We start from the raw sequence: 19,819 nt of genomic DNA, 5'->3' as shown, positions 1-19,819 counted from the left end.
ATTGCATGTTTTTTTATGTCTTTTGGATTTTTTGCGTAAAAAAAAGCGTGGAGCTATTTGCCTATTTACAAGAGGTCCTGACAAAACCCTGCACAAACAGACAATGCCCCACACTCGAATTTATGATTAATACAATCATTCAATACAAGTGAATCGCGTAAGTCTCGTCCTTGTGCAAATGAAAATTTGTCAGGTTTCCTTGTAAGGACCAAGCAAACACATATCTTACCCATAAGGACGCAACATCCGGCGTCCTTTAAACAGTGCAAAAATAATAATGTTTTTCTTAATACGCATCATAGGGGCATTGTTTTTTTGTTTAATTATCGCAAAATTACAAATAAATCAATAAATTCAAAGTTAATTTTTTATTACACTATCATAATTTTTATTAATATTTAATACAATGGTTTTTAACATATATATGATGAATATTTGATAATTGTTCCTTTTTGGCATGTTAATTTAGTTTTTGTTCTCCAAAAACAAAGTTATTAACTATATTTTGATAATAAACAATATAATATATTTGCAAGATGATTTTCTATTTTAAATTATAAAAACAAAAAGATGTGCCTTAATTTTGACACATCTTTTGCAAATATTATGAAAGTTTATTATTATAATTGCGGCAATTCCATTGATGGAATGCTTTCAAGTTCTTCATAATAAATCTCTTTTACAGGTTCCACATAACCTCGTTTATAATATTCTGCAGGTTTCAGCAATTTACCGAAAACGAAATCCTGTATCATGACAAATTCATTGCCTGGATTAACCAGTGCATACTTATGGTCCGGATCTTCATCCCAATCTTCTTCTATGAGACCGAAAGAATCTGCATTGATTTTCATAGTATAGGTCTGTACTGATATTTCTTTGCCATCTTTCGTTTTCAAAGTAAGCCGTTCTTGATATGGCGACTTGATGATGGAATCACGACGTTCCGGTGCAACATCGCTAAGAAATGACTCAAAACGTACATCACTGAACGAAGTCAATAAATTCAACACTTTAAGTGTATCGTATTCTATATTGGATCCATCAGCAAGACTTTTCATTGTGTATTGATAACGGTCATTTTCTTCAAGAATAAAACTTTTTTCCGGTCTTTTATTGAATTCCAACTTAAGCGATGCTATGTCATTAATCTTCTGATTAAAAATCTGATGACCTCTCCAATCTTGCGGTTTGGCAGAAAAACGTGCACTAATGATACCTCTAAAACCATGTAAATGAACTATATAGGCTTTGTCGGCTCCTTCTTTGAGAACATAAGTGCCGTTATTGTCCTGCGTAACATCACCTATATAAAATGTCTTTGTACATTTCTCATGAGGAAATAACTTTACCTTGTTAAATAAATTAATTCGCGGGACGATCTGATATATCTCTACCTTGGTGTTGGTACCTGCCATGCGTGTAATAACATTATCACTATTTGACAATGCTACAGGCATTCTGATTCTCAATCTGTTAATGGTATATAATATCTCATTTATCTGGCGTTGTTCGGCAGGAAACTCATTATTTACAGTCCAATATTCCGGATGTCTCTCCAACAAAACCTGATTGCCGCTTTTATCGGCGAAAAACATCTTTGTCACCGAAGCAGTATCCATTACCACGAAATCGGCAGCATCACCGCGCAATGTGGTAAGATAACTCTTATTCCATACCAAAATACCGGCAACTACAATTAAAATTATAGCGACTACAATAGATAAAGTGTTCTTTTTCTTCATTTTAACAATTTTAGTTATTTTGTATATTTCCTTTTTCTCACAAAAGCAAAAACAAGTCCGAAAATTATCACAATGACACTCGGCACAACAACATTGAGTATCTGCCATAACATCGTATTATTGTTGACTTTGTTCATGTCAAGCAGACGTATTTTCAGTTCTCGAGAACGTATGCTGATAAGGCCTTCGCCGTCAACAAGATAACTGATGGCATTCTCTATAAAGTCTTTATTACCGTATGTCACTTGTGTATATTGATCGAATCCCAATGGAAGTGGATACCCTTGTGGAATATGAAACTGATTGCGGATGATATCACCATCAGCTACAACAATCATGCTTGTCGGCACGCTTTCTTCTTTAAAACCTATTTCATCAGACTCCACAATGGCAGTGGCCATCCTGTTGGCATATAATGACTCAAATCGTCCCTTGAGAAGATAAGCCACCATCTGGCCTTTTTGAGAAAACATCCTCTGGTCTGCAGGCTGTTTCAAAATACCCAAAGTGATGAATACGGGAACTCCCGATATCTTGGTGTAATCCGAAGTCCTCAACAAAGGTATCTTCTGAATGCCGGGACTCGATGTAGTGGCTTCCATAGAACTTATAAAATCAGCTTTTAACAAGTTTATATTGTTGACTATGGGATTCTTGGAAGCGGCATTGAGCAAAGGGAAATAATACCATCTATAATATTCTATCTGTGCCTGTCCTCCTATCTGTCCTGTTCTTAATGCTATGGCAGCACAATTATAGTCCAAAAGCAAATTTTTATTTAACTTGACACCATATTTAAACAACTGGTCATCGAGATTAAGATCAAGAGCTGTACCCATTGTAGATTCAGAGTTCATCAAACTGTCCATGGTAGCAGAGACAGGGTCGATTAGCCATAACACTTTACCGCCATACATCACATACTGATCTATAATAAATTTATCCTTTTCAGAAAATGGTTGTGTAGGTTTCGCTATCACAATGGCATCATAAATCGGTTCTATCACCGTTGTGCTGTCAGCTCTTTTTGTACGACGATTCAAAGCACTTATCTGCTCGTCTATAGTAATACGTTTAACCGAGTATTTTTTAGATAATGTCTTCGTTATGTCGAACACCTCATTTTCATTAAGTTCCCCATGTCCCTCAATAAAAGCTATTGAAGGCTTGTTTTGAACGGATATGTCTTTTATGGCACTGATGAACTTGTATTCTAAATTTTGAATAGAATTGTTAAGTACTGCTTCCGAAGACTTCCCAAGTTGGGTGTCAAGCAAATCAATGGGCATTTCTTTCTCACGATAACTTAACAGAACGCAAGGCCAAATAACAATTTGTTGTGAACCCTCTTTGGTTTGTATAGCCAATTCTGTAGGATTCAAACCACTTTGATATAACAACTTGTAAGTCTCGCTACGTTCTGCGGCATCATTGCTTTCCGACGGGTTGATAAATTCATAATCTATAAATTTGCTATAAGCCCTGAACTCATCGAGCATCTCTTTTGTCTCCTTACGCAGTTTTTTAAATCCGGCAGGAAAGTCTCCTTCCAAATACACACGGAAATACACATAATCATCGAGATTGCGCAATATGTCTTTTGAAGTCTCCGACAAGGTATAACGTTTCTCGCTTGTAAGGTCAAAACGAGTATAAACCACAGAACTTATGACATTGACTACTATTATCAACACTAATAATACCAATATTGATATTATATCATTTCTTTTGACATTTTTTCTTTTACTGTCCATATTCCCCTCCTACCATTTACGTATTGACAAAGTAAGTTTTGTCAAACTCAAAAACAACACAATGACACTGAGAAAATATATAAGGTCACGAGTATCGATGACGCCCCTGCTCATAGAACTGTAGTGATTTGCCATTCCAAGTTGCTGAATGAAAAGGTCAACCTTGCCGAAAAGAGCCATGGAATAAATCAAATCGAAACCGAGATAAAGGAATCCGCATAAAAACACAGACAAGATAAAAGCGAGTATTTGATTGTTTGTCACAGAACTACAAAACAAGCCTATCGACACAAATGTGGCACTTAAGAAAAACAATCCTATATAAGATCCCCAAAAACCACCGTTATCGACATTACCAACAGGCAGACTTAATTGATATATAGATATATAATATATCAATGTCGGTAAAAGAGCTATTATCACGAGAACCACACCCGCAAAATATTTGCCTGTTACTATCTGCCAATCCGACAACGGTTTGGTAAGAAGCATTTCTATTGTACCGGTACGCCGTTCTTCAGCAAAACTGCGCATTGTAACGGCAGGTACCAAAAACAGAAATACCCATGGAGCAAGTATAAACAAACTGTCGAGATTGGCATAGCCAAACGTCATAACATTAAAATCACTTTGGAACACCCATAAAAACAAACCGGTTATGAGTAAAAACACAACAACAACCATTATTCCTATCAAGGAGCCTAAAAAATTGCTGATTTCTTTCTTAAACAGTGCATACATACATTGTTCACCTATTAATTATCTTACAAAGATACGATTTTTTATTTAATTTATTGTGATATCATAAAAAAAGCTCTTTTGTCATTCTATATCAAAAGCTTTCCATGGCATGACATCAGGTAATGGAGCCTTGACGCACAACTCTGTTTTCAATGTAGGGTGCTCAAATACAACCTTATAAGCATGAAGACCTATAGACCCATCCGGATTGGAACGTGGAAAACCATATTTCAGGTCTCCTTTTATAGGACATCCGATATGAGCAAGTTGCGCCCTTATCTGATGATGCCGACCGGTCATGAGGTCTATTTCCAACAGATAATAATTATCACAATCAGCCACCACACGATAACGCAGTTGTGCCAACTTAGCCCCTTTGGTGCCCGGCTTTACTATATAAGATTTGTTTTGCTGTTCGTTTTTTATCATATAATCCGACAGTTCATCTTCTGTTTTTGGCGGGCAATTTTTCACCAACGCATAATAAGTCTTATGAAAATCTCTGTTCTTCACTTTCTCCGTCATTCTGCTAAGAGCCTTACTTGTACGAGCAAATACCACAACACCGCTGACCGGACGGTCCACTCTATGTACCAAACCGGCAAATACCTCTCCTGGTTTGTGATATTTCTCTTTGATATAAGCTTTTACCTTATCAAGAAGACATATATCGCCTGTTTTGTCCCCTTGTACTATCTCCGACGATAACTTATTTACAATCAGCAGATGATTGTCTTCATACAAAATACGGTCTTTGATATCCATGACAAATCCGTAAATTAATATTGTTCCTTTTCATTAGGAAAAGTAACATCCTTAACATCTCTTATGTAGGAATGTACGGAATCCTTGATAATATTGTATAGATTATTATATCTACGCAAAAAACGAGGAGTGAAATCGGTATTTATTCCCAACATGTCGTGAAGCACCAACACTTGTCCGTCGCAACCGGAGCCGGCACCTATGCCAATGGTAGGTATCTTCAGTGATGCCGTCACCTCTGATGCAAGTTGTGCCGGAATCTTTTCAAACACTATGCTGAAACAACCTTTTTCCTGTAACAACAAGGCGTCTTTACGCAGTTTTTGAGCCTCGTCAACATCTTTGGCTCGCACCACGTAAGTACCAAACTTGTTGATACTCTGAGGAGTAAGTCCAAGATGCCCCATCACAGGTATGCCTGCGCTTACAATACGTTCCACCGACTCTATGATTTCGCGACCTCCTTCCATCTTAACCGCATTGGCACCGGATTCTTTCATGATACGTATTGCAGAATTCAATGCTTCTTTGGAATTGCCCTGATAAGTACCGAAAGGCAAGTCAACAACGACAAAAGCACGAGACACTGCTCGTACCACCGATGAAGCATGATATATCATCTCGTTAAGAGTGATGGGTAAAGTAGTCTTATACCCGGCCATGACATTGGAAGCACTGTCACCGACCAAAATAACATCAATATTGGACTCATCGAGTATCTTGGCCATAGAATAATCATAGGCAGTAAGAACAGCTATCTTCTCTCCCTTGTTCTTCATCTCCTGAAGCACATGGGTTGTAATAAGCGATACATTATGCGATAAATACATCTTCAATTTATTTAATTACGCCACAAAAATATAAAAAATTTATTCAATGTCACTTTTTTTGTACCAGGAATCATAATAATGATGTATCTTTGCACGTTTTGACATTCATAATTGAACATAAAGATGAAGAGGTTACATATCATATTTCTATTTTTTATAACTGCCTTGGTTTTTCAATCTTGCAGTACAGATGTCGATTTATTTGCTGATGGTGAAGAATATACCATAGTTTATGCCATGCTGAACCCGGGTTTGGATACCAATTATGTAAAAATAACCAAATCATTCACCGGCAATGCCAACGAAAATGCTCTCAATTACGACCTTAGCAATTACGATTATAAACTTGATGTACGTTTGGTTAATAAACGTCATAACGACACCATAATACTCGACACTGTTTCCGTTTATAAACCATACGACCCTAATACTCCATTTTACAGCGACTGTCAACAACTTTATTACTATACGACACATAAATTACAGGATGGAGATACATATCAATTGATTATAAAGAAAAGAGATGGTACCATTATTTCTTCAGAAGTAAAAATAATAAGTGAATTTGTTTTTGCTTCATATATCAATAATACTATATCATTCGAATCTAACGTATCCAATCAATCCAATCAGATACGTTGGAGATATGATGATATTTCTGCCACACACGCAGCATATTATGAGGCTATTGGCTATTTCCACTATAAACAGCTTAATCCCGGAAGTACAGATACTATGTACTATTCAATGAAATGGAACATGGGTACCGGAACATACGAAGAGTTGATCACCGATATGTATCTACATACAACTCATATACCTTCAGATTTTTATAGTCAACTCAACTCAGATGTAAATATTATCAACAACAGTCCTCAAGGCGTAAAACGTTATTTCGGCAATTTCGAAGTTGTCATTACTGCCGTCGGCGAAGAATTATACGATTACATGTTAGCAAACAACAGCAGTAGTGCAATACAGGATACTCCTGAATATTCCAACATAGAAAACGGCATAGGTCTTATGTCGTCTCGTTTCATTCTTTCAAAGAATTTCACCATTAATCAGTTGACAAGAAAGAATTTATCAAATAATTATCCTGAATGGGGATTTGTTTATGAACCATGATAAAGACATGTTTTTCTGTCGTTTTGTCACTGTTTTTTAAAGTTTGTCAGTAATAAAAAAGCAGTTTGTCAGTAATAACAACAACGTTTAATATGATATAAGTCATTAAGAATCACTAAAATAGTGGTTCTTTTTGATTTTATTGACCAAATATTTGCCAAGAATTTCATTTTGGCACAAAGATTGACAAAATGATGACAAAAAAGAACAACAAATAATAAATAGGAGATAAAAACATGTCAAAAATTATCGGTATAGACTTAGGAACAACAAATTCATGTGTTGCAGTGATGGAAGGCAATGAACCGGTTGTCATTCCGAATAGTGAAGGACACCGCACCACACCATCAGTAGTGGCATTCACAGATAATGGTGAACGTAAAGTGGGAGAACCTGCCAAACGTCAGGCTATCACCAACCCGTTAAGAACAATATATTCCATCAAACGTTTTATGGGCGAGACTTACGACAAAGTCCAAAGCGAGATTGGAAGAGTACCTTATAAAGTAATAAAAGGACCCAACAACACTCCGCGTATAGACATAGATGGAAAGACATATACACCACAGGAAATCTCGGCAATGATACTTCAAAAAATGAAGAAGACAGCCGAAGATTACTTGGGACAGACAGTATCGGAAGCTGTCATCACAGTGCCGGCTTATTTCAGCGACTCACAACGTCAGGCTACTAAAGAAGCCGGTGAGATAGCTGGTCTTAAAGTCCGTCGTATCATAAACGAACCTACTGCAGCAGCTTTGGCTTACGGTCTCGACAAGAAGAAAAACGATGTCAAAGTAGCTGTTTATGACCTCGGAGGCGGAACATTCGATATCTCTATCCTTGAATTGGGAGACGGAGTATTCGAAGTGAAGTCCACCAACGGTAATACTCACCTCGGTGGTGATGACTTCGATGAGAAGATTATCAACTGGCTGGCAGAAGAATTTATGAAAGAAGAAGGTTTAGACCTCCGCAAAGACCCTATGTCATTGCAACGTCTGAAAGAAGCAGCAGAGAAAGCCAAGATAGAATTGTCTTCATCGACCGAAACTGAGATCAACCTGCCGTACATCACAGCTACCGCAACAGGTCCTAAACACCTTGTACGTAAGTTGTCACGTGCTAAGTTCGAGCAGTTGTGCGACGACCTTATCCGTGCTACCATAGAGCCTTGCCGTAAGGCATTGCAAGATGCCGGAATGAGCACAAGCGACATTGACGACGTCATCCTGGTGGGCGGTTCTACACGTATCCCTGCTATTCAAAACATAGTCAGAGACTTCTTTGGCAAAGAACCTTCAAAAGGTGTCAACCCAGACGAGGTGGTGGCTATTGGTGCTTCAATACAAGGTGGCGTGTTGACTGGTGAAGTCAAAGACGTGCTGTTGCTCGATGTTACCCCGTTGTCACTCGGTATAGAGACATTAGGCGGCGTGATGACAAAACTGATAGAGGCAAATACCACTATCCCGACCAAGAAATCAGAGGTGTTCTCTACAGCTGTGGATAACCAACCTTCTGTTGAGATACATGTGTTGCAAGGTGAAAGACCTATGGCAAATCAAAATAAGACCATAGGAAGATTCCACCTCGACAGCATACCTCCGGCGCCACGTGGAGTGCCTCAGATAGAGGTTACTTTCGATATTGACTCCAACGGTATCTTGAACGTATCGGCAAAAGACAAGGCTACAGGCAAATCACAAAGCATACGTATCGAGGCTTCTTCAGGCTTGAGCGAAGAGGAAATCAAGAGAATGAAAGCCGAAGCGGAAGCCAATGCCGAAGCCGACAAGAAAGAACGTGAGAAAGTGGATAAACTGAATGCTGCCGACGCCATGATATTCCAAACGGAAAAACAGATGAAGGAATATGGCGACAAATTGCCTGCCGACAAGAAAGCCGAGATAGAAAATATTTTGGGCAAGCTCAAGACTGCACATCAGGCGCAGGATATAGCAGGTGTTGACGCTGCAATGGCTGAGATGAACGCTATATGGCAAAAGGCAAGCGAAGAGATGTACAAGAACGCCGGCGGTCCTCAGGGCGGCGCACAAAGCGGTCCTCAGGGCGGTTACCAGAACCCTAACAGCGGTCAAAGCGGTAACAGCGACGACGATGTAACAGATGTTGACTTTGAGGAAGTCAAGTAAGTTCAAAAATTATTATAGATAACAGCGTGTGACTCTGTAAGTTACACGCTGTTTTTTTATTTCCAGATTTCAATCTAACACTTTGTGTTATCATGATAAAATATCATTTGTGTATTAAATAAGGATACATCTAATATTTAGATGCCATAAAACAATTTTTACCGGACGGCATGATTTTTTATATTGGTTTTTAAATATCCATGATTTTTTATACAACAATAAATATGTTGACAAAATTAAAATAATGTTCGTTCAACTTTATCAACTATATTTCAGTTTCATCAATATAAGTTTAAAGAACCTTTTGTTTGTATTCTTTTTAAATAATAAAGTCAACTCATTTTATATTCATTAAATGGTTGTTTTCATAGTTACAAAATAATATATTATACTCTTCCCAATTAAAAAACAGACTTCATAAAATAAAACTTTACCTATCAGTTGGAAAACAAATAACATATTCCTGAATATCATTAGGCAAAATGATTTTGCAAATTGATTATAAATTATATTGTTATGTTTTTTGAATCTTATGGTTATAAGTTATTAATATTTCATATCTTTGTATCCATGTTTTTTTGAGTGATTATGAAACAAAAATTTATCATTTGCATAAAAATTTTCCTGTTGAAGAGAAATAACAAACAAAATTTTTTTCGGAAAATCGTTCAAGATATTATATTTAAGCAGTGTGGAGTTGCTTTTACGGAAAGTAAAATTTATGAGATATAATATAGATAATTTATAAAAACAGATTAATATGGAGAATGAAGTCGGTTATGTTTATATATTGACAAACCCGAGTTTCAGAGAAGATTGGGTCAAGATTGGTAAAAGTTCACGTCCTGTAGATGTCAGAAGCAAAGAACTTGATAATACTGCTGTGCCTTTACCTTTTGAGATTTATGCAACTCTCAAAACAACCAAATATGCTAAAGTTGAGAGACAGATACATAAACAGATTGATCGTCTGACGGATTTGCGTATAAGACAGAATCGTGAGTTTTTCAATATAGCTCCATCTGTCGCTTTGGATATTATGCGTGATATTGCAGATTTATTAGATGACGCCGAGCTATATGTATATGTTGATGGGAAGCCTGTTGTCAGCAAAAGTAAAGATGAAGATAAGAAGATAGAGGCAGAATCTAAAGAAAAACAACGCAAGACCCAAAAGCCTCCGTTTAAGTTTCATATGATTGGCTTGAATGTAGGGGATACGATTGTTTTTGATCCACTTCGAATGCCTGTCAGAATTGCCAGTGATGATAAAATTGAGTATGATGGCCGTCTGTATAGCCTCTCTGCATTTACAGCTAATTTCCTGCCGGAAGAAAAGCAGAACACATCGGGAGCATACCAAGATCCTAAATATTTCAGTTATAATGGTAAGGTGTTAAGTGAATTGAGAAAGGAAAAGGAACAATATTAAAATTATATATGATAAATATACGAAAACTTGAAGCAGAACTTTGGGAATCGGCTGACCTGTTGAGACAAGGCAGCAAACTGACAAGTAATCAGTATTGCATGCCGGTTTTAGCTTTGCTGTTTCTCCGTTATGCTTATAGCAGATATAAATTGGTGGAAGCAGAGATATTGAAAGATCGTCCTTCACGTGGCGGAAGAGTAATGCCTGTTGAACCAAGCGATTTTGAGGCCAAAAGCGCACTTTATCTCCCTCGGGAAGCTCAGTTTGATTTTCTTGTCAATTTGCCGGACAATATCACTTCTGCCGGTTTGAAAAACAAGGACGGCCAACCGGTGAATTCGTTGGGCGAAGCCGTAAACAACGCCATGCAACTGGTGGAGGAGCAAAGCGAACAGCTTACAGGCGTATTGCCCAAAACATATACGATGTTTGCCGATGATTTGCTCCGCGAACTGCTGCGCATTTTCAATAATAAGACCATTGATGAAGTGGGCGGCGACATTATAGGCCGAATCTATGAATATTTTCTTTCGAAATTCGCCAAGGCTGTAGCCAGCGACGATGGGGTGTTCTTTACTCCAAAGTCTTTGGTGAAAATGCTGGTCAATGTGCTGGAGCCGGAACAGGGCGTGATGCTTGACCCGGCATGCGGCTCGGGAGGCATGTTTGTGCAGACCGGTGATTTCGTAAATGCGGCAGGAATGAACGCCAATACGCAGATGACATTCTTTGGTCAGGAAAAAGTGGAATATAACGCCCAGCTCTGTCTGATGAATATGGCTGTTCATGGTCTTAACGGACGTATTGTGTCTGGTGATGAAGCCAATTCGTTCTATCATGATGCGTTCAATCTCGCAGGCAAATGCGATTATGTGATAGCCAATCCTCCATTCAATGTGGATAAGGTAAAATCGGAGTCGGCTTTCAGTGCGGGACGCCTTCCTTTCGGACTGCCTGGTGTCAATGCCAAAACCAAGGAGGTGGGCAATGCCAATTATCTTTGGATTAATTATTTTTACGCTTATCTTAATGAACGTGGACGTGCCGGCTTCGTCATGGCAAGTTCAGCTACCGACAGTTCCAACAAAGACCGCGACATCAGGGAACAGTTGGTAAAGACCGGACATGTGGATGTGATGGTCAGCGTGGGGAACAACTTTTTCTACACATTGTCATTGCCTTGTTCACTGTGGTTTTTCGACAAGGCTAAACGGGAAGAAAACCGCGACAAGGTGCTTTTTATAGATGCCCGTAAATATTATACAGTTGTTGACCGCACGCTGAACGAATGGACTGAATGGCAGCTGCTCAATTTGCAGGCAATCGTCCATCTTTATCGTGGAGAAACAGACAAATATCAGGCATTGTTGGAAAAATATAATCATGATATAAGCGAGGCAGTAAGTTCCGTTTCGGAAGAAGCACTTTCATTTGTGTCTTTCCTTGATGGAGACACTGCCGGTCAGTTCAACGGTTCATTGGCATGGCTTGGCCGTCCGTGGAACAGCTATGATGAATTATCCAAGAACCTGAACGGACAGATAGAGCGGACGAAAAGCTGCGTCAAGCTGGCGGAAGAAAGGCTGAAAAAGCGTGAGCTGAAATCCATGAGGCTGGCAGGAGATAAATTCTGCAAAGTGCTTGAGGAAATTCTGATGATTATAGAAGAACACGAATGGTTGACCGAGAAATTCGGCAACGGAGAGTATCAGAATATTGCCGGACTCTGCAAGATTGCCACTCTGGACGAAATCGGGGAAAAGAACTATTCGCTCACACCGGGCGCCTACGTTGGTGTTCCGGAAGCAGAAGACGACGGTGTGGATTTTCACGAACGTATGAACGAAATCCATGCGGAACTGGCAAAACTGCACGAAGAAGCAAACGTGCTTATGAAGGAAATATTAAACGATTGGGAGACGCTGAAATGAGCATGAACCATAAGATAGAAACATTGCTTTCCCTGCTGGATGAATATAAGGCATTGGGCATTGCGGAACAGATAGACTACAACAAGTTTTATCTGTATTCCCTTATTACCCATTCCACAGCCATTGAAGGCAGCACGGTCACTGAAATAGAAAACCAGTTGCTTTTTGATGAAGGTATCACGGCAAAAGGACGCAGCCTGCAGGAGCAGATGATGAATCTGGATTTGAAAGCGGCATACGAACAGTCAATGAAGCTTGCCAAGGCGCATGCTGATTTTTCTGTCGATATGTTAAAAGGCTTGTCTGCTTTGGTGATGAAAAACACGGGTGGAGAATATAACACTGCAAGCGGTAGTTTTGACTCGTCGAGGGGTGAGTTGCGTTTGCTTGGTGTTACAGCCGGCGCGGGAGGAAGCTCCTACATGAACTTTCGGAAAGTTCCCGCCAAGCTGGAAGAGTTTTGCCGATATATAAACAGTCAGCGAAAGGAATTGCTGAGTACAGACGATGTAATCTCCAAATATCAGCTCAGTTTTAACGCTCATTTCCAACTTGTCACCATTCATCCATGGGTTGACGGTAACGGACGCATGTCAAGATTAGTGATGAACCATTTGCAATATGAATTCGGTCTGATTCCTTCGAAAGTGGTCAAGGATGATAAGGCAGAATATATCCAGTCGCTTATTGATGCACGCGAACAGGAAACGCTTCTTCCTTTCTATGAATTTATGTTCGACGAACATATACGAAACATCACTAAAGAGATAGAAGCATACAAAAAGTCACAGGCTGCTGACCTGATAAAACCGGTATCTGACCCGATAAATAATATATCTGACCCGATAACAGAACGCTTGTATCAGGCTATTCTAAAGAATAATAAACTGAATTATGCTGAATATGGAGCGTTATTGGGTGTATCGGAAGCAACTATCAAACGCCGTTTGGGCGAGTTGAGAAAAGCCGGGATGATTGTGCGTATGGGTAGTAATAAGAGAGGATATTGGAAAGTGGTAAGTTTGAAGGATAGAAAGGAGGGGAAGGTATGAGTGAATGGAAGAAAGTGAAGTTGGGAGAAATTTCTCTAAATATTCAAACTGGTCCTTTTGGGTCTCAATTACATCAGTCTGATTATGTGGATACAGGAGTACCTGTTATTATGCCTAAAGATATAATAAATGGAAAGATATGTGACGATACTATAGCAAGAATTTCTTCTGACCTAAGTTGTAAATTACTTAAATATCAGGTGGAATTTGAAGATATTATTTATCCTCGTAGAGGTGATATTTCTAAATGTGCTATTGTTGATAAAAGTCAAATAGGATGGCTTTGTGGTACTGGTTGTTTAAAAATTAGTATTGATAAAAGTCTAGCAAAATCAAAATTTATATATTATGAACTACAATTACCAAAACAGATTGGCTGGATAATTAATCATGCTATTGGAGCTACAATGTTGAATTTGAATACCAATATTCTTCAAAATGTACCAATAGATTTGCCATCAATTAATACACAAAATCGTATAGCAGAAATCCTTTCTCGTTACGATTCCTTGATAGAAAACTACCAAAAACAGATTAAGTTATTGGAAGAGTTAGCACAGCGTCTTTATAAAGAATGGTTTGTTGATTTACGTTTTCCAGGGCATGAGAATACGAAGATTGTGGATGGGGTGCCGGAAGGATGGGAAAAGAAAAAAGCTCAAGATTTTTTCAAAATGTCAATAGGTAAAACACCTCCTAGAGTTGAGAAAAAATGGTTTACTGAAAATGAAGATAGTATTCCTTGGGTATCAATATCCGATATGAAGGACAAAATATTTATTTCATATACAAGTGAAAAATTGACAAAGGAGGCTTGTGATAAATTCAATGTTAAGATAATACCTGTAGGAACAGTGATTTTAAGTTTCAAATTAACAGTTGGTAGAGTTGCTATTACAAGTATCCCTATGTGTACAAATGAAGCAATAGCTCATTTTTCAAAAGAAGGAAATAATTGGAGAGCATATACTTTCTATTATTTAAAGAACTACAATTATGATTCGCTTGGTAATACTTCAGGTATATCTAAAGCTGTTAATTCTACAATAATAAAAAATATGCCATTTCTTGTGCCAAGTAAAAATATCCTATATTCTTTTGAAGAACATGTAAATTCATATTTTGCTAGAATTAATAATATCTCTACTCAAATTGAAAAACTCATCGAAGCCCGCGACCGCTTGCTTCCCAAACTGATGAGTGGAGAAATAGAAGTATAACTAAAATACAAAGGATATGTCAACCGACTACAGCGAAGACAGACTCATACAAAAAAGTGCCGCCGAGTTAATGGAGAAAGAACTTGGCTGGACCTCCGTTTATGCATACGACAAAGAGGTGCTGGGCGAAAATGGCACATTGGGTCGTAGCAGTTACCATGAAGTATTGCTTACACGCCGATTCCGACAAGCCTTGAAAAAGCTGAATCCGTGGATAAACGACAAACAAATAGCAGAGGCAATAGAACGAATGACAGAACGAATGAGCAGCCAAACACTGATGCAGATAAATGAGCAGAAATATCAGTATATCCGCGACGGCGTACCCGTAACACGTATAAAACCGGACGGCACATCGGAAGAAATAAAAGCTGTAGTCATAGATTTCGAAAATGCCGACAATAATGACTTTCTATGCGTCAGGGAACTTTGGGTTTATGGTATTCTATATAGGCGCAGAGCGGATATTGTGGGATTTGTAAACGGCATACCATTACTGTTTGTCGAGCTGAAGAACCATAACGTGGAGGTGGAGGATGCTTTTAACCAGAATTACCGGGATTATTTAGACACCATACCGCAGCTGTTTTACCACAACGCCTTCATCATGTTCAGCAACGGACTGGAAGCCCGTGTGGGTACGATTGATTCGAAGTGGAAATTTTTCCATGAATGGAAACGATTGACAGAATCAGACAACGGAAATATCGAACTACCAACCATGTTGCGCGGTATCTGTAAAAAAGAAAATTTCCTTGACCTTCTGGAAAACTATATACTCTACGACCACTCCGACGGAAAAACGGTGAAAATCATGGCGCGAAACCACCAGTATCTGGGAGTGAACCAGGCAGTGGAAATGTACAGGAACCGGGAATATGTGAACGGAAAATTAGGTGTTTTCTGGCATACACAAGGAAGCGGAAAGAGCTATTCCATGCTGTTCTTGGCATGTAAAATCAGACGGAAATTCGAGGGCTCGCCGACAATAGTGGTACTGACCGACCGGGAAGAGTTGAACAAGCAAATAAGCGACACGTTTGAGAACTGCGGTGTACTTGGAAACGTGGAGGCTAAAAGTTTCATTGCAACCAGCGGGGATGACCTGATAACGAAGCTGAAAGGCAATCCTTCTTTCATATTCTCCCTGATTCAGAAATTCAACAAGCCTGATGCCGAACCGATTTATCCTGACCATAATATTATTGTGATCAGTGATGAGGCGCATCGCACACAAAACGGTGTGTTTGCCGAAAACCTCATGCACCTGTTGCCTACCGCCAACCGTATCGGATTCACCGGTACACCTTTGCTACGTGATGACAATATAACTGCCCGAACTTTTGGTGGATATGTCAGTATCTATGACTTCAAACGTGCCGTTGACGATAAGGCTACCGTGCCATTATACTACGAGAACCGTGGCGAACGGCTGAAGGATCTGAAGAACCCGGAAATCAACGAGGAGATTGCAGCCGTTCTGGAACAGGCGGGCGAAATCGACGCTTCGCAACAGACGAAACTGGAACGAGAATTTGCCAAAGAAGTGCATTTGCTGACGGCACCGAAACGCCTGAGAATTGTCGCTAAGGATTTTGTGCGTCATTACAGTGATTTGTGGACTTCGGGAAAGGCGATGGTGGTGTGTTATAACAAGGTGACTTGCGTGCGCATGTACAATTATGCCCAGGAGTATTGGCAGAAAGAAATAGAGGCATTGGAAAAGCAGATATCCAAATGTTCGTATCAGCAGAAGGTACAGGAGCTAAAGCGCAAACTGGAATGGATGCAACAAACGGAAATGGCTGTAGTCGTTTCGCAAGAGCAGAACGAAATACAGACATTCAGAAAATGGGGACTCGACATTCTGCCGCATCGCAAAAAGATGGAAGATCGCGAATTAGACAAAGAGTTCAAGGATGCGGAAAATCCGTTGCGTGTGGTATTTGTCTGTGCCATGTGGCTGACCGGATTTGATGTGAAGTCGCTTTCGTGCCTTTATATCGACAAACCGATGAAAGCTCATACACTGATGCAGACCATTGCACGTGCCAACCGTGTGGATGACGGTAAAGACAATGGTCTGATTATTGACTATATAGGCATTGTCAAGGCCCTTCGGCAAGCTTTGGCTGAATATACCATCAGCCCGAAAGACAGTGCATACAGGAATGATCCGACAATAGACAAACGGGAATTGATCAATCATGTTATGGAAACTGTTTCTGCTGCAACAGCTTTTCTTAAAGAACATGATTTTGAATTGCAAGAACTGATTGATGCCGATACATTCCTGAAACTGTCGTTGCTGAAAACGGCGGCAAATGCAATGTGTGAAACGGCAGAAATACAAAAGACTTACAGCACTTATGTCACGACATTACTGAAATTATGGAAATTCCTTAATCGTGACGATGTTTCCCATGAAACGAAACAGCAGAAGGATGCACTCGAGGCCATCTACAAAGAATTGCAGAAAAAACGCAAACATGCTGACATCACTAATCTAAGTGTAGCGATTAATGCTATTGTTGATGAACATTTGGAACCGGATTCTGACAATATGGTATCAGAAAATGGTTCGAACCATCGTTTTGATATCAGTAAGATTGATTTTGATTTGCTTAGAAGAGAATTTGCAAAAAGACATGACAAAAACCTTGTGATGAAAGATATCCAAGACTTGCTGCAGGAACGTATTGCCCGAATGGTGTCTGCCAATCCTTCGAGAATCAATTTCTATGAAAAATATCAGGAGATCATTCACAATTATAATGCTGAACAGAACAGGGCAAGCATTGAAAAGACTTTTGAAGACCTGATGCACCTTACAGAGGAGTTGTCGGAAGAAGAAAAACGTTATATTAAAGAAGGTTTCGAGAATGACGAACAACTTTCACTGTATGACATATTGTTTAAGGACGATTTGTCAAAAGAGGATATCAAAAAGCTGAAGAATGTAGCCAAAGACTTATTAGGTAAAATAAAGTCTATGTTGAAAACAATGGATCATCCATTTGACAAACAGGAAACAAAAGCTTCTATCGCTATTACAATAAGGGATTTACTATGGCAAGAATTACCTGAAAGTTATTCAGATGAAAGCATTACTTACTATCGTGATGCTGTGTTTAATTATATTAGTCAACAGTACGGAAAAGTTGCATAATCAAAATAAATAATAATATCCTGCAAAAAATCAGTTGATAATCTTGTCCGAAAATTAGTATTCAGTTGATACGTGTATACTTTTTAATGTAAGCCGCAATCGGTCGAACTATATTATTCCTTCTCCATATATGTCTATGTACAATCATTTCACGCTTCTTTTCGTACTGTCTGACACAACATATATTCCACAAACAAGGATACATTCAGGATACATATCACTGATTTAAGGATACATTTAGGATACATTTGCCTGTTTTTTCAACATTTCATACATCTTATCAAAAAAAACAGGATATTATTCTTTCCATTTCTTACAGAATTTTTTCCATCTTTTCATTCCTGCAGGGATGCATTTAGCTTCGCAGAATTGCATTATAACCTGACTGATGAAAAGCTGCTTCAGACCATAGAAATGATATGTACCTTAAAATCGATGAAACGGTACTATTTAGGAAATTTCTCTTTCTTCAAGACACCCATCACCAATACCAAGCCCTACAACTGTTTCATAAAGACTTGCAGTCTCTACCTATTGGTTTACAGGTATAAAATAAGACTGTCGATGAAAATCCGAACCTCCTTCTGCTCCCATATCAACACCTTTAGTATCTGTAATTACAAGACACTCCGTGATATTGCCAATAGTTGCAGTGTTGCTGATACTGATATAACCGTTAGCAACAATATAGTTGCCAAGGGGTTCATCACATTTTTCTATTTTATCAAGAACATGTTTTGGCAGTTCAATGAGGTATTCACCATACTGGCTGTCTTTTGATTTGAAAATATCATAATTTTCTTCTGATACTATAACCTCCCCATTATGAATAATGCTGATTTTGTCTTCGTAACTAAAAACAAAAACCACATTATCATCCGGATAATGAGAAGTATTCACCATGCCAATAACGCCTCCTACGGATGAATTATACCACTGCCATGAACCATATACCGATTCGACATTTTCCAACTTAACTTTTTTACATGAACCTAATGTAATTAAGATAACTGTTATTATTAATAATCTTAAAAGTTTCATAATAAGTGTTTTTTAGAGATTACAATTCGTGATTTACAATTATTTTCGTGTTTTTTGTTACTTCACCATTCTTATGAGATATAATCCATAAAAAATTTATGTTGAATATAACCTAAATTCTTCTATTATTAAGTATTAACAATTTGTGCTTATTACCGTCTCCGCATGAAGTACTACGGAGACTTTACTTAATGAGTTTCAAGACGTGTTTCATGGCTTAAATTTTTTCGCTTCAAAGTTAATTATGTTTTTTCTTTTATCCAAAAAAATGTCATGTTTCTTTATTTGTAGGGATACTATATTGTGGTTTTTCTAAAATAATAAATATGTATCCCTGTTTGTAAAGACGTCATAATGTTACATTCCTATCTTGACATTTCGATTTCAAATCTGTTAATTGTCATCAATATGAGATTACATTACATCATTCTGTTTTTTAATTATTTAACTGTGATTTAGAGATGCTATTGATTGAAAAAATATTGATATAAGATAATAATTGCAACAATAGTAATCAGTGCACCACCAATAAGAGAAACCTTCAGAATAAGCTTATTTTTGCCATTCAATTCTTCCACTTTTTTTTGCATGCCGGTTCTTTTGCCTATATAATCTCCTATCGTTACCAATACCATCACTATACCCAAAGAAATTATAATGTCTAATCTAAAACCAAGTATAAAATACACCACCAAGTTGATTATTACAAAAACTATAAGTGAAACTATAATATTCTTTTTCATTTCATTATATTTAACAATAGTTCGTTAAAAATTAGCCAAGCCTAAGCGGCTCTGGCAGTAAATAAAATGAGTTCTTTGAAAAGTCTGTCAATTAACTGCGTGTCCGGTTCAA

Annotated in this window: 14 protein-coding genes; 7 read left to right on the top strand and 7 right to left on the bottom strand. The window is 38.3% G+C overall.

The window, feature by feature from the left end:
- Nucleotides 1–620: 620 nt before the first annotated feature.
- The 5 genes from ACZOVS_RS06640 to panB form a co-directional block, all read right to left on the bottom strand.
- Nucleotides 621–1,745 (bottom strand): DUF4340 domain-containing protein, encoded by a 1,125-nt coding sequence (locus ACZOVS_RS06640; RefSeq protein ID WP_483996451.1) that lies wholly within the window; start codon nt 1,743–1,745, stop codon nt 621–623.
- A 14-nt stretch (nt 1,746–1,759) separates the two neighbouring features.
- Entirely contained in the window at nt 1,760–3,499 is a 1,740-nt protein-coding gene (gene gldG / locus ACZOVS_RS06635) for a gliding motility-associated ABC transporter substrate-binding protein GldG (protein ID WP_483996450.1), read from the bottom strand.
- A 9-nt stretch (nt 3,500–3,508) separates the two neighbouring features.
- A complete protein-coding gene (gldF, locus tag ACZOVS_RS06630) occupies nt 3,509–4,240 on the bottom strand; it encodes a gliding motility-associated ABC transporter permease subunit GldF (RefSeq protein WP_483996449.1) in 732 nt (243 codons plus the stop codon).
- Between the two features lie 81 nt (nt 4,241–4,321).
- On the bottom strand, nt 4,322–5,005 hold the full coding sequence (locus ACZOVS_RS06625; RefSeq protein ID WP_483996448.1) for an RluA family pseudouridine synthase: 684 nt from the start codon (nt 5,003–5,005) through the stop codon (nt 4,322–4,324).
- A 14-nt stretch (nt 5,006–5,019) separates the two neighbouring features.
- On the bottom strand, nt 5,020–5,835 hold the full coding sequence (gene panB / locus ACZOVS_RS06620) for a 3-methyl-2-oxobutanoate hydroxymethyltransferase (protein ID WP_483996447.1): 816 nt from the start codon (nt 5,833–5,835) through the stop codon (nt 5,020–5,022).
- 123 nt (nt 5,836–5,958) lie between these two features.
- Between panB and ACZOVS_RS06615 the strand changes: the two genes are divergently transcribed.
- The 7 genes from ACZOVS_RS06615 (at nt 5,959) to ACZOVS_RS06585 (ending at nt 17,923) form a co-directional block, all read left to right on the top strand.
- The gene (locus tag ACZOVS_RS06615; RefSeq protein ID WP_483996446.1) at nt 5,959–6,963 is read left to right on the top strand and encodes a DUF4249 family protein; all 1,005 of its coding nucleotides are present in this window, start codon (nt 5,959–5,961) and stop codon (nt 6,961–6,963) included.
- 236 nt (nt 6,964–7,199) lie between these two features.
- A complete protein-coding gene (gene dnaK / locus ACZOVS_RS06610) occupies nt 7,200–9,119 on the top strand; it encodes a molecular chaperone DnaK (RefSeq protein ID WP_483996445.1) in 1,920 nt (639 codons plus the stop codon).
- Between the two features lie 760 nt (nt 9,120–9,879).
- Entirely contained in the window at nt 9,880–10,551 is a 672-nt protein-coding gene (locus tag ACZOVS_RS06605) for a GIY-YIG nuclease family protein (protein ID WP_483996444.1), read from the top strand.
- Nucleotides 10,552–10,559: 8 nt separating this feature from the next.
- A complete protein-coding gene (locus ACZOVS_RS06600; protein ID WP_483996443.1) occupies nt 10,560–12,482 on the top strand; it encodes a class I SAM-dependent DNA methyltransferase in 1,923 nt (640 codons plus the stop codon).
- A complete protein-coding gene (locus ACZOVS_RS06595) occupies nt 12,464–13,534 on the top strand; it encodes a Fic family protein (protein ID WP_483996442.1) in 1,071 nt (356 codons plus the stop codon). Before ACZOVS_RS06600 ends, ACZOVS_RS06595 begins: the two co-directional genes overlap by 19 nt.
- Complete coding sequence (locus ACZOVS_RS06590) at nt 13,531–14,754, top strand: restriction endonuclease subunit S (RefSeq protein WP_483996441.1); 1,224 nt, start codon at nt 13,531–13,533, stop codon at nt 14,752–14,754. The genes ACZOVS_RS06595 and ACZOVS_RS06590 overlap by 4 nt, the downstream gene beginning before the upstream one ends.
- A gap of 16 nt (nt 14,755–14,770) precedes the next feature.
- Nucleotides 14,771–17,923 carry a type I restriction endonuclease subunit R gene (locus tag ACZOVS_RS06585; RefSeq protein ID WP_483996440.1) on the top strand — a complete coding sequence of 1,051 codons (3,153 nt, stop codon included), beginning with the start codon at nt 14,771–14,773 and terminating at the stop codon, nt 17,921–17,923.
- A gap of 531 nt (nt 17,924–18,454) precedes the next feature.
- Here ACZOVS_RS06585 and ACZOVS_RS06580 read toward each other — a convergent pair.
- On the bottom strand, nt 18,455–18,964 hold the full coding sequence (locus ACZOVS_RS06580; protein ID WP_483996439.1) for a hypothetical protein: 510 nt from the start codon (nt 18,962–18,964) through the stop codon (nt 18,455–18,457).
- Between the two features lie 464 nt (nt 18,965–19,428).
- Entirely contained in the window at nt 19,429–19,707 is a 279-nt protein-coding gene (locus ACZOVS_RS06575) for a hypothetical protein (protein ID WP_483996438.1), read from the bottom strand.
- Between the last annotated feature and the right edge of the window lie 112 nt (nt 19,708–19,819).

Source organism: Candidatus Limimorpha avicola, from assembly GCF_056978975.1.
The sequence above is the reverse complement of the archived record's forward strand: the minus strand, read 5'-3'. Positions and strand labels throughout refer to the sequence as shown.

Coding starts and splice junctions, on each gene's coding strand:
- ACZOVS_RS06615 (WP_483996446.1), top strand. CDS start 5,959: ATGAAGAGGTTACATATCATATTTCTATTTTTTATAACTGCCTTGGTT.
- ACZOVS_RS06625 (WP_483996448.1), bottom strand. CDS start 5,005: ATGGATATCAAAGACCGTATTTTGTATGAAGACAATCATCTGCTGATT.
- ACZOVS_RS06590 (WP_483996441.1), top strand. CDS start 13,531: ATGAGTGAATGGAAGAAAGTGAAGTTGGGAGAAATTTCTCTAAATATT.
- ACZOVS_RS06575 (WP_483996438.1), bottom strand. CDS start 19,707: ATGAAAAAGAATATTATAGTTTCACTTATAGTTTTTGTAATAATCAAC.
- ACZOVS_RS06605 (WP_483996444.1), top strand. CDS start 9,880: ATGGAGAATGAAGTCGGTTATGTTTATATATTGACAAACCCGAGTTTC.
- gldG (WP_483996450.1), bottom strand. CDS start 3,499: ATGGACAGTAAAAGAAAAAATGTCAAAAGAAATGATATAATATCAATA.
- ACZOVS_RS06600 (WP_483996443.1), top strand. CDS start 10,560: ATGATAAATATACGAAAACTTGAAGCAGAACTTTGGGAATCGGCTGAC.
- panB (WP_483996447.1), bottom strand. CDS start 5,835: ATGTATTTATCGCATAATGTATCGCTTATTACAACCCATGTGCTTCAG.
- ACZOVS_RS06640 (WP_483996451.1), bottom strand. CDS start 1,745: ATGAAGAAAAAGAACACTTTATCTATTGTAGTCGCTATAATTTTAATT.
- dnaK (WP_483996445.1), top strand. CDS start 7,200: ATGTCAAAAATTATCGGTATAGACTTAGGAACAACAAATTCATGTGTT.
- ACZOVS_RS06580 (WP_483996439.1), bottom strand. CDS start 18,964: ATGAAACTTTTAAGATTATTAATAATAACAGTTATCTTAATTACATTA.
- ACZOVS_RS06585 (WP_483996440.1), top strand. CDS start 14,771: ATGTCAACCGACTACAGCGAAGACAGACTCATACAAAAAAGTGCCGCC.
- gldF (WP_483996449.1), bottom strand. CDS start 4,240: ATGTATGCACTGTTTAAGAAAGAAATCAGCAATTTTTTAGGCTCCTTG.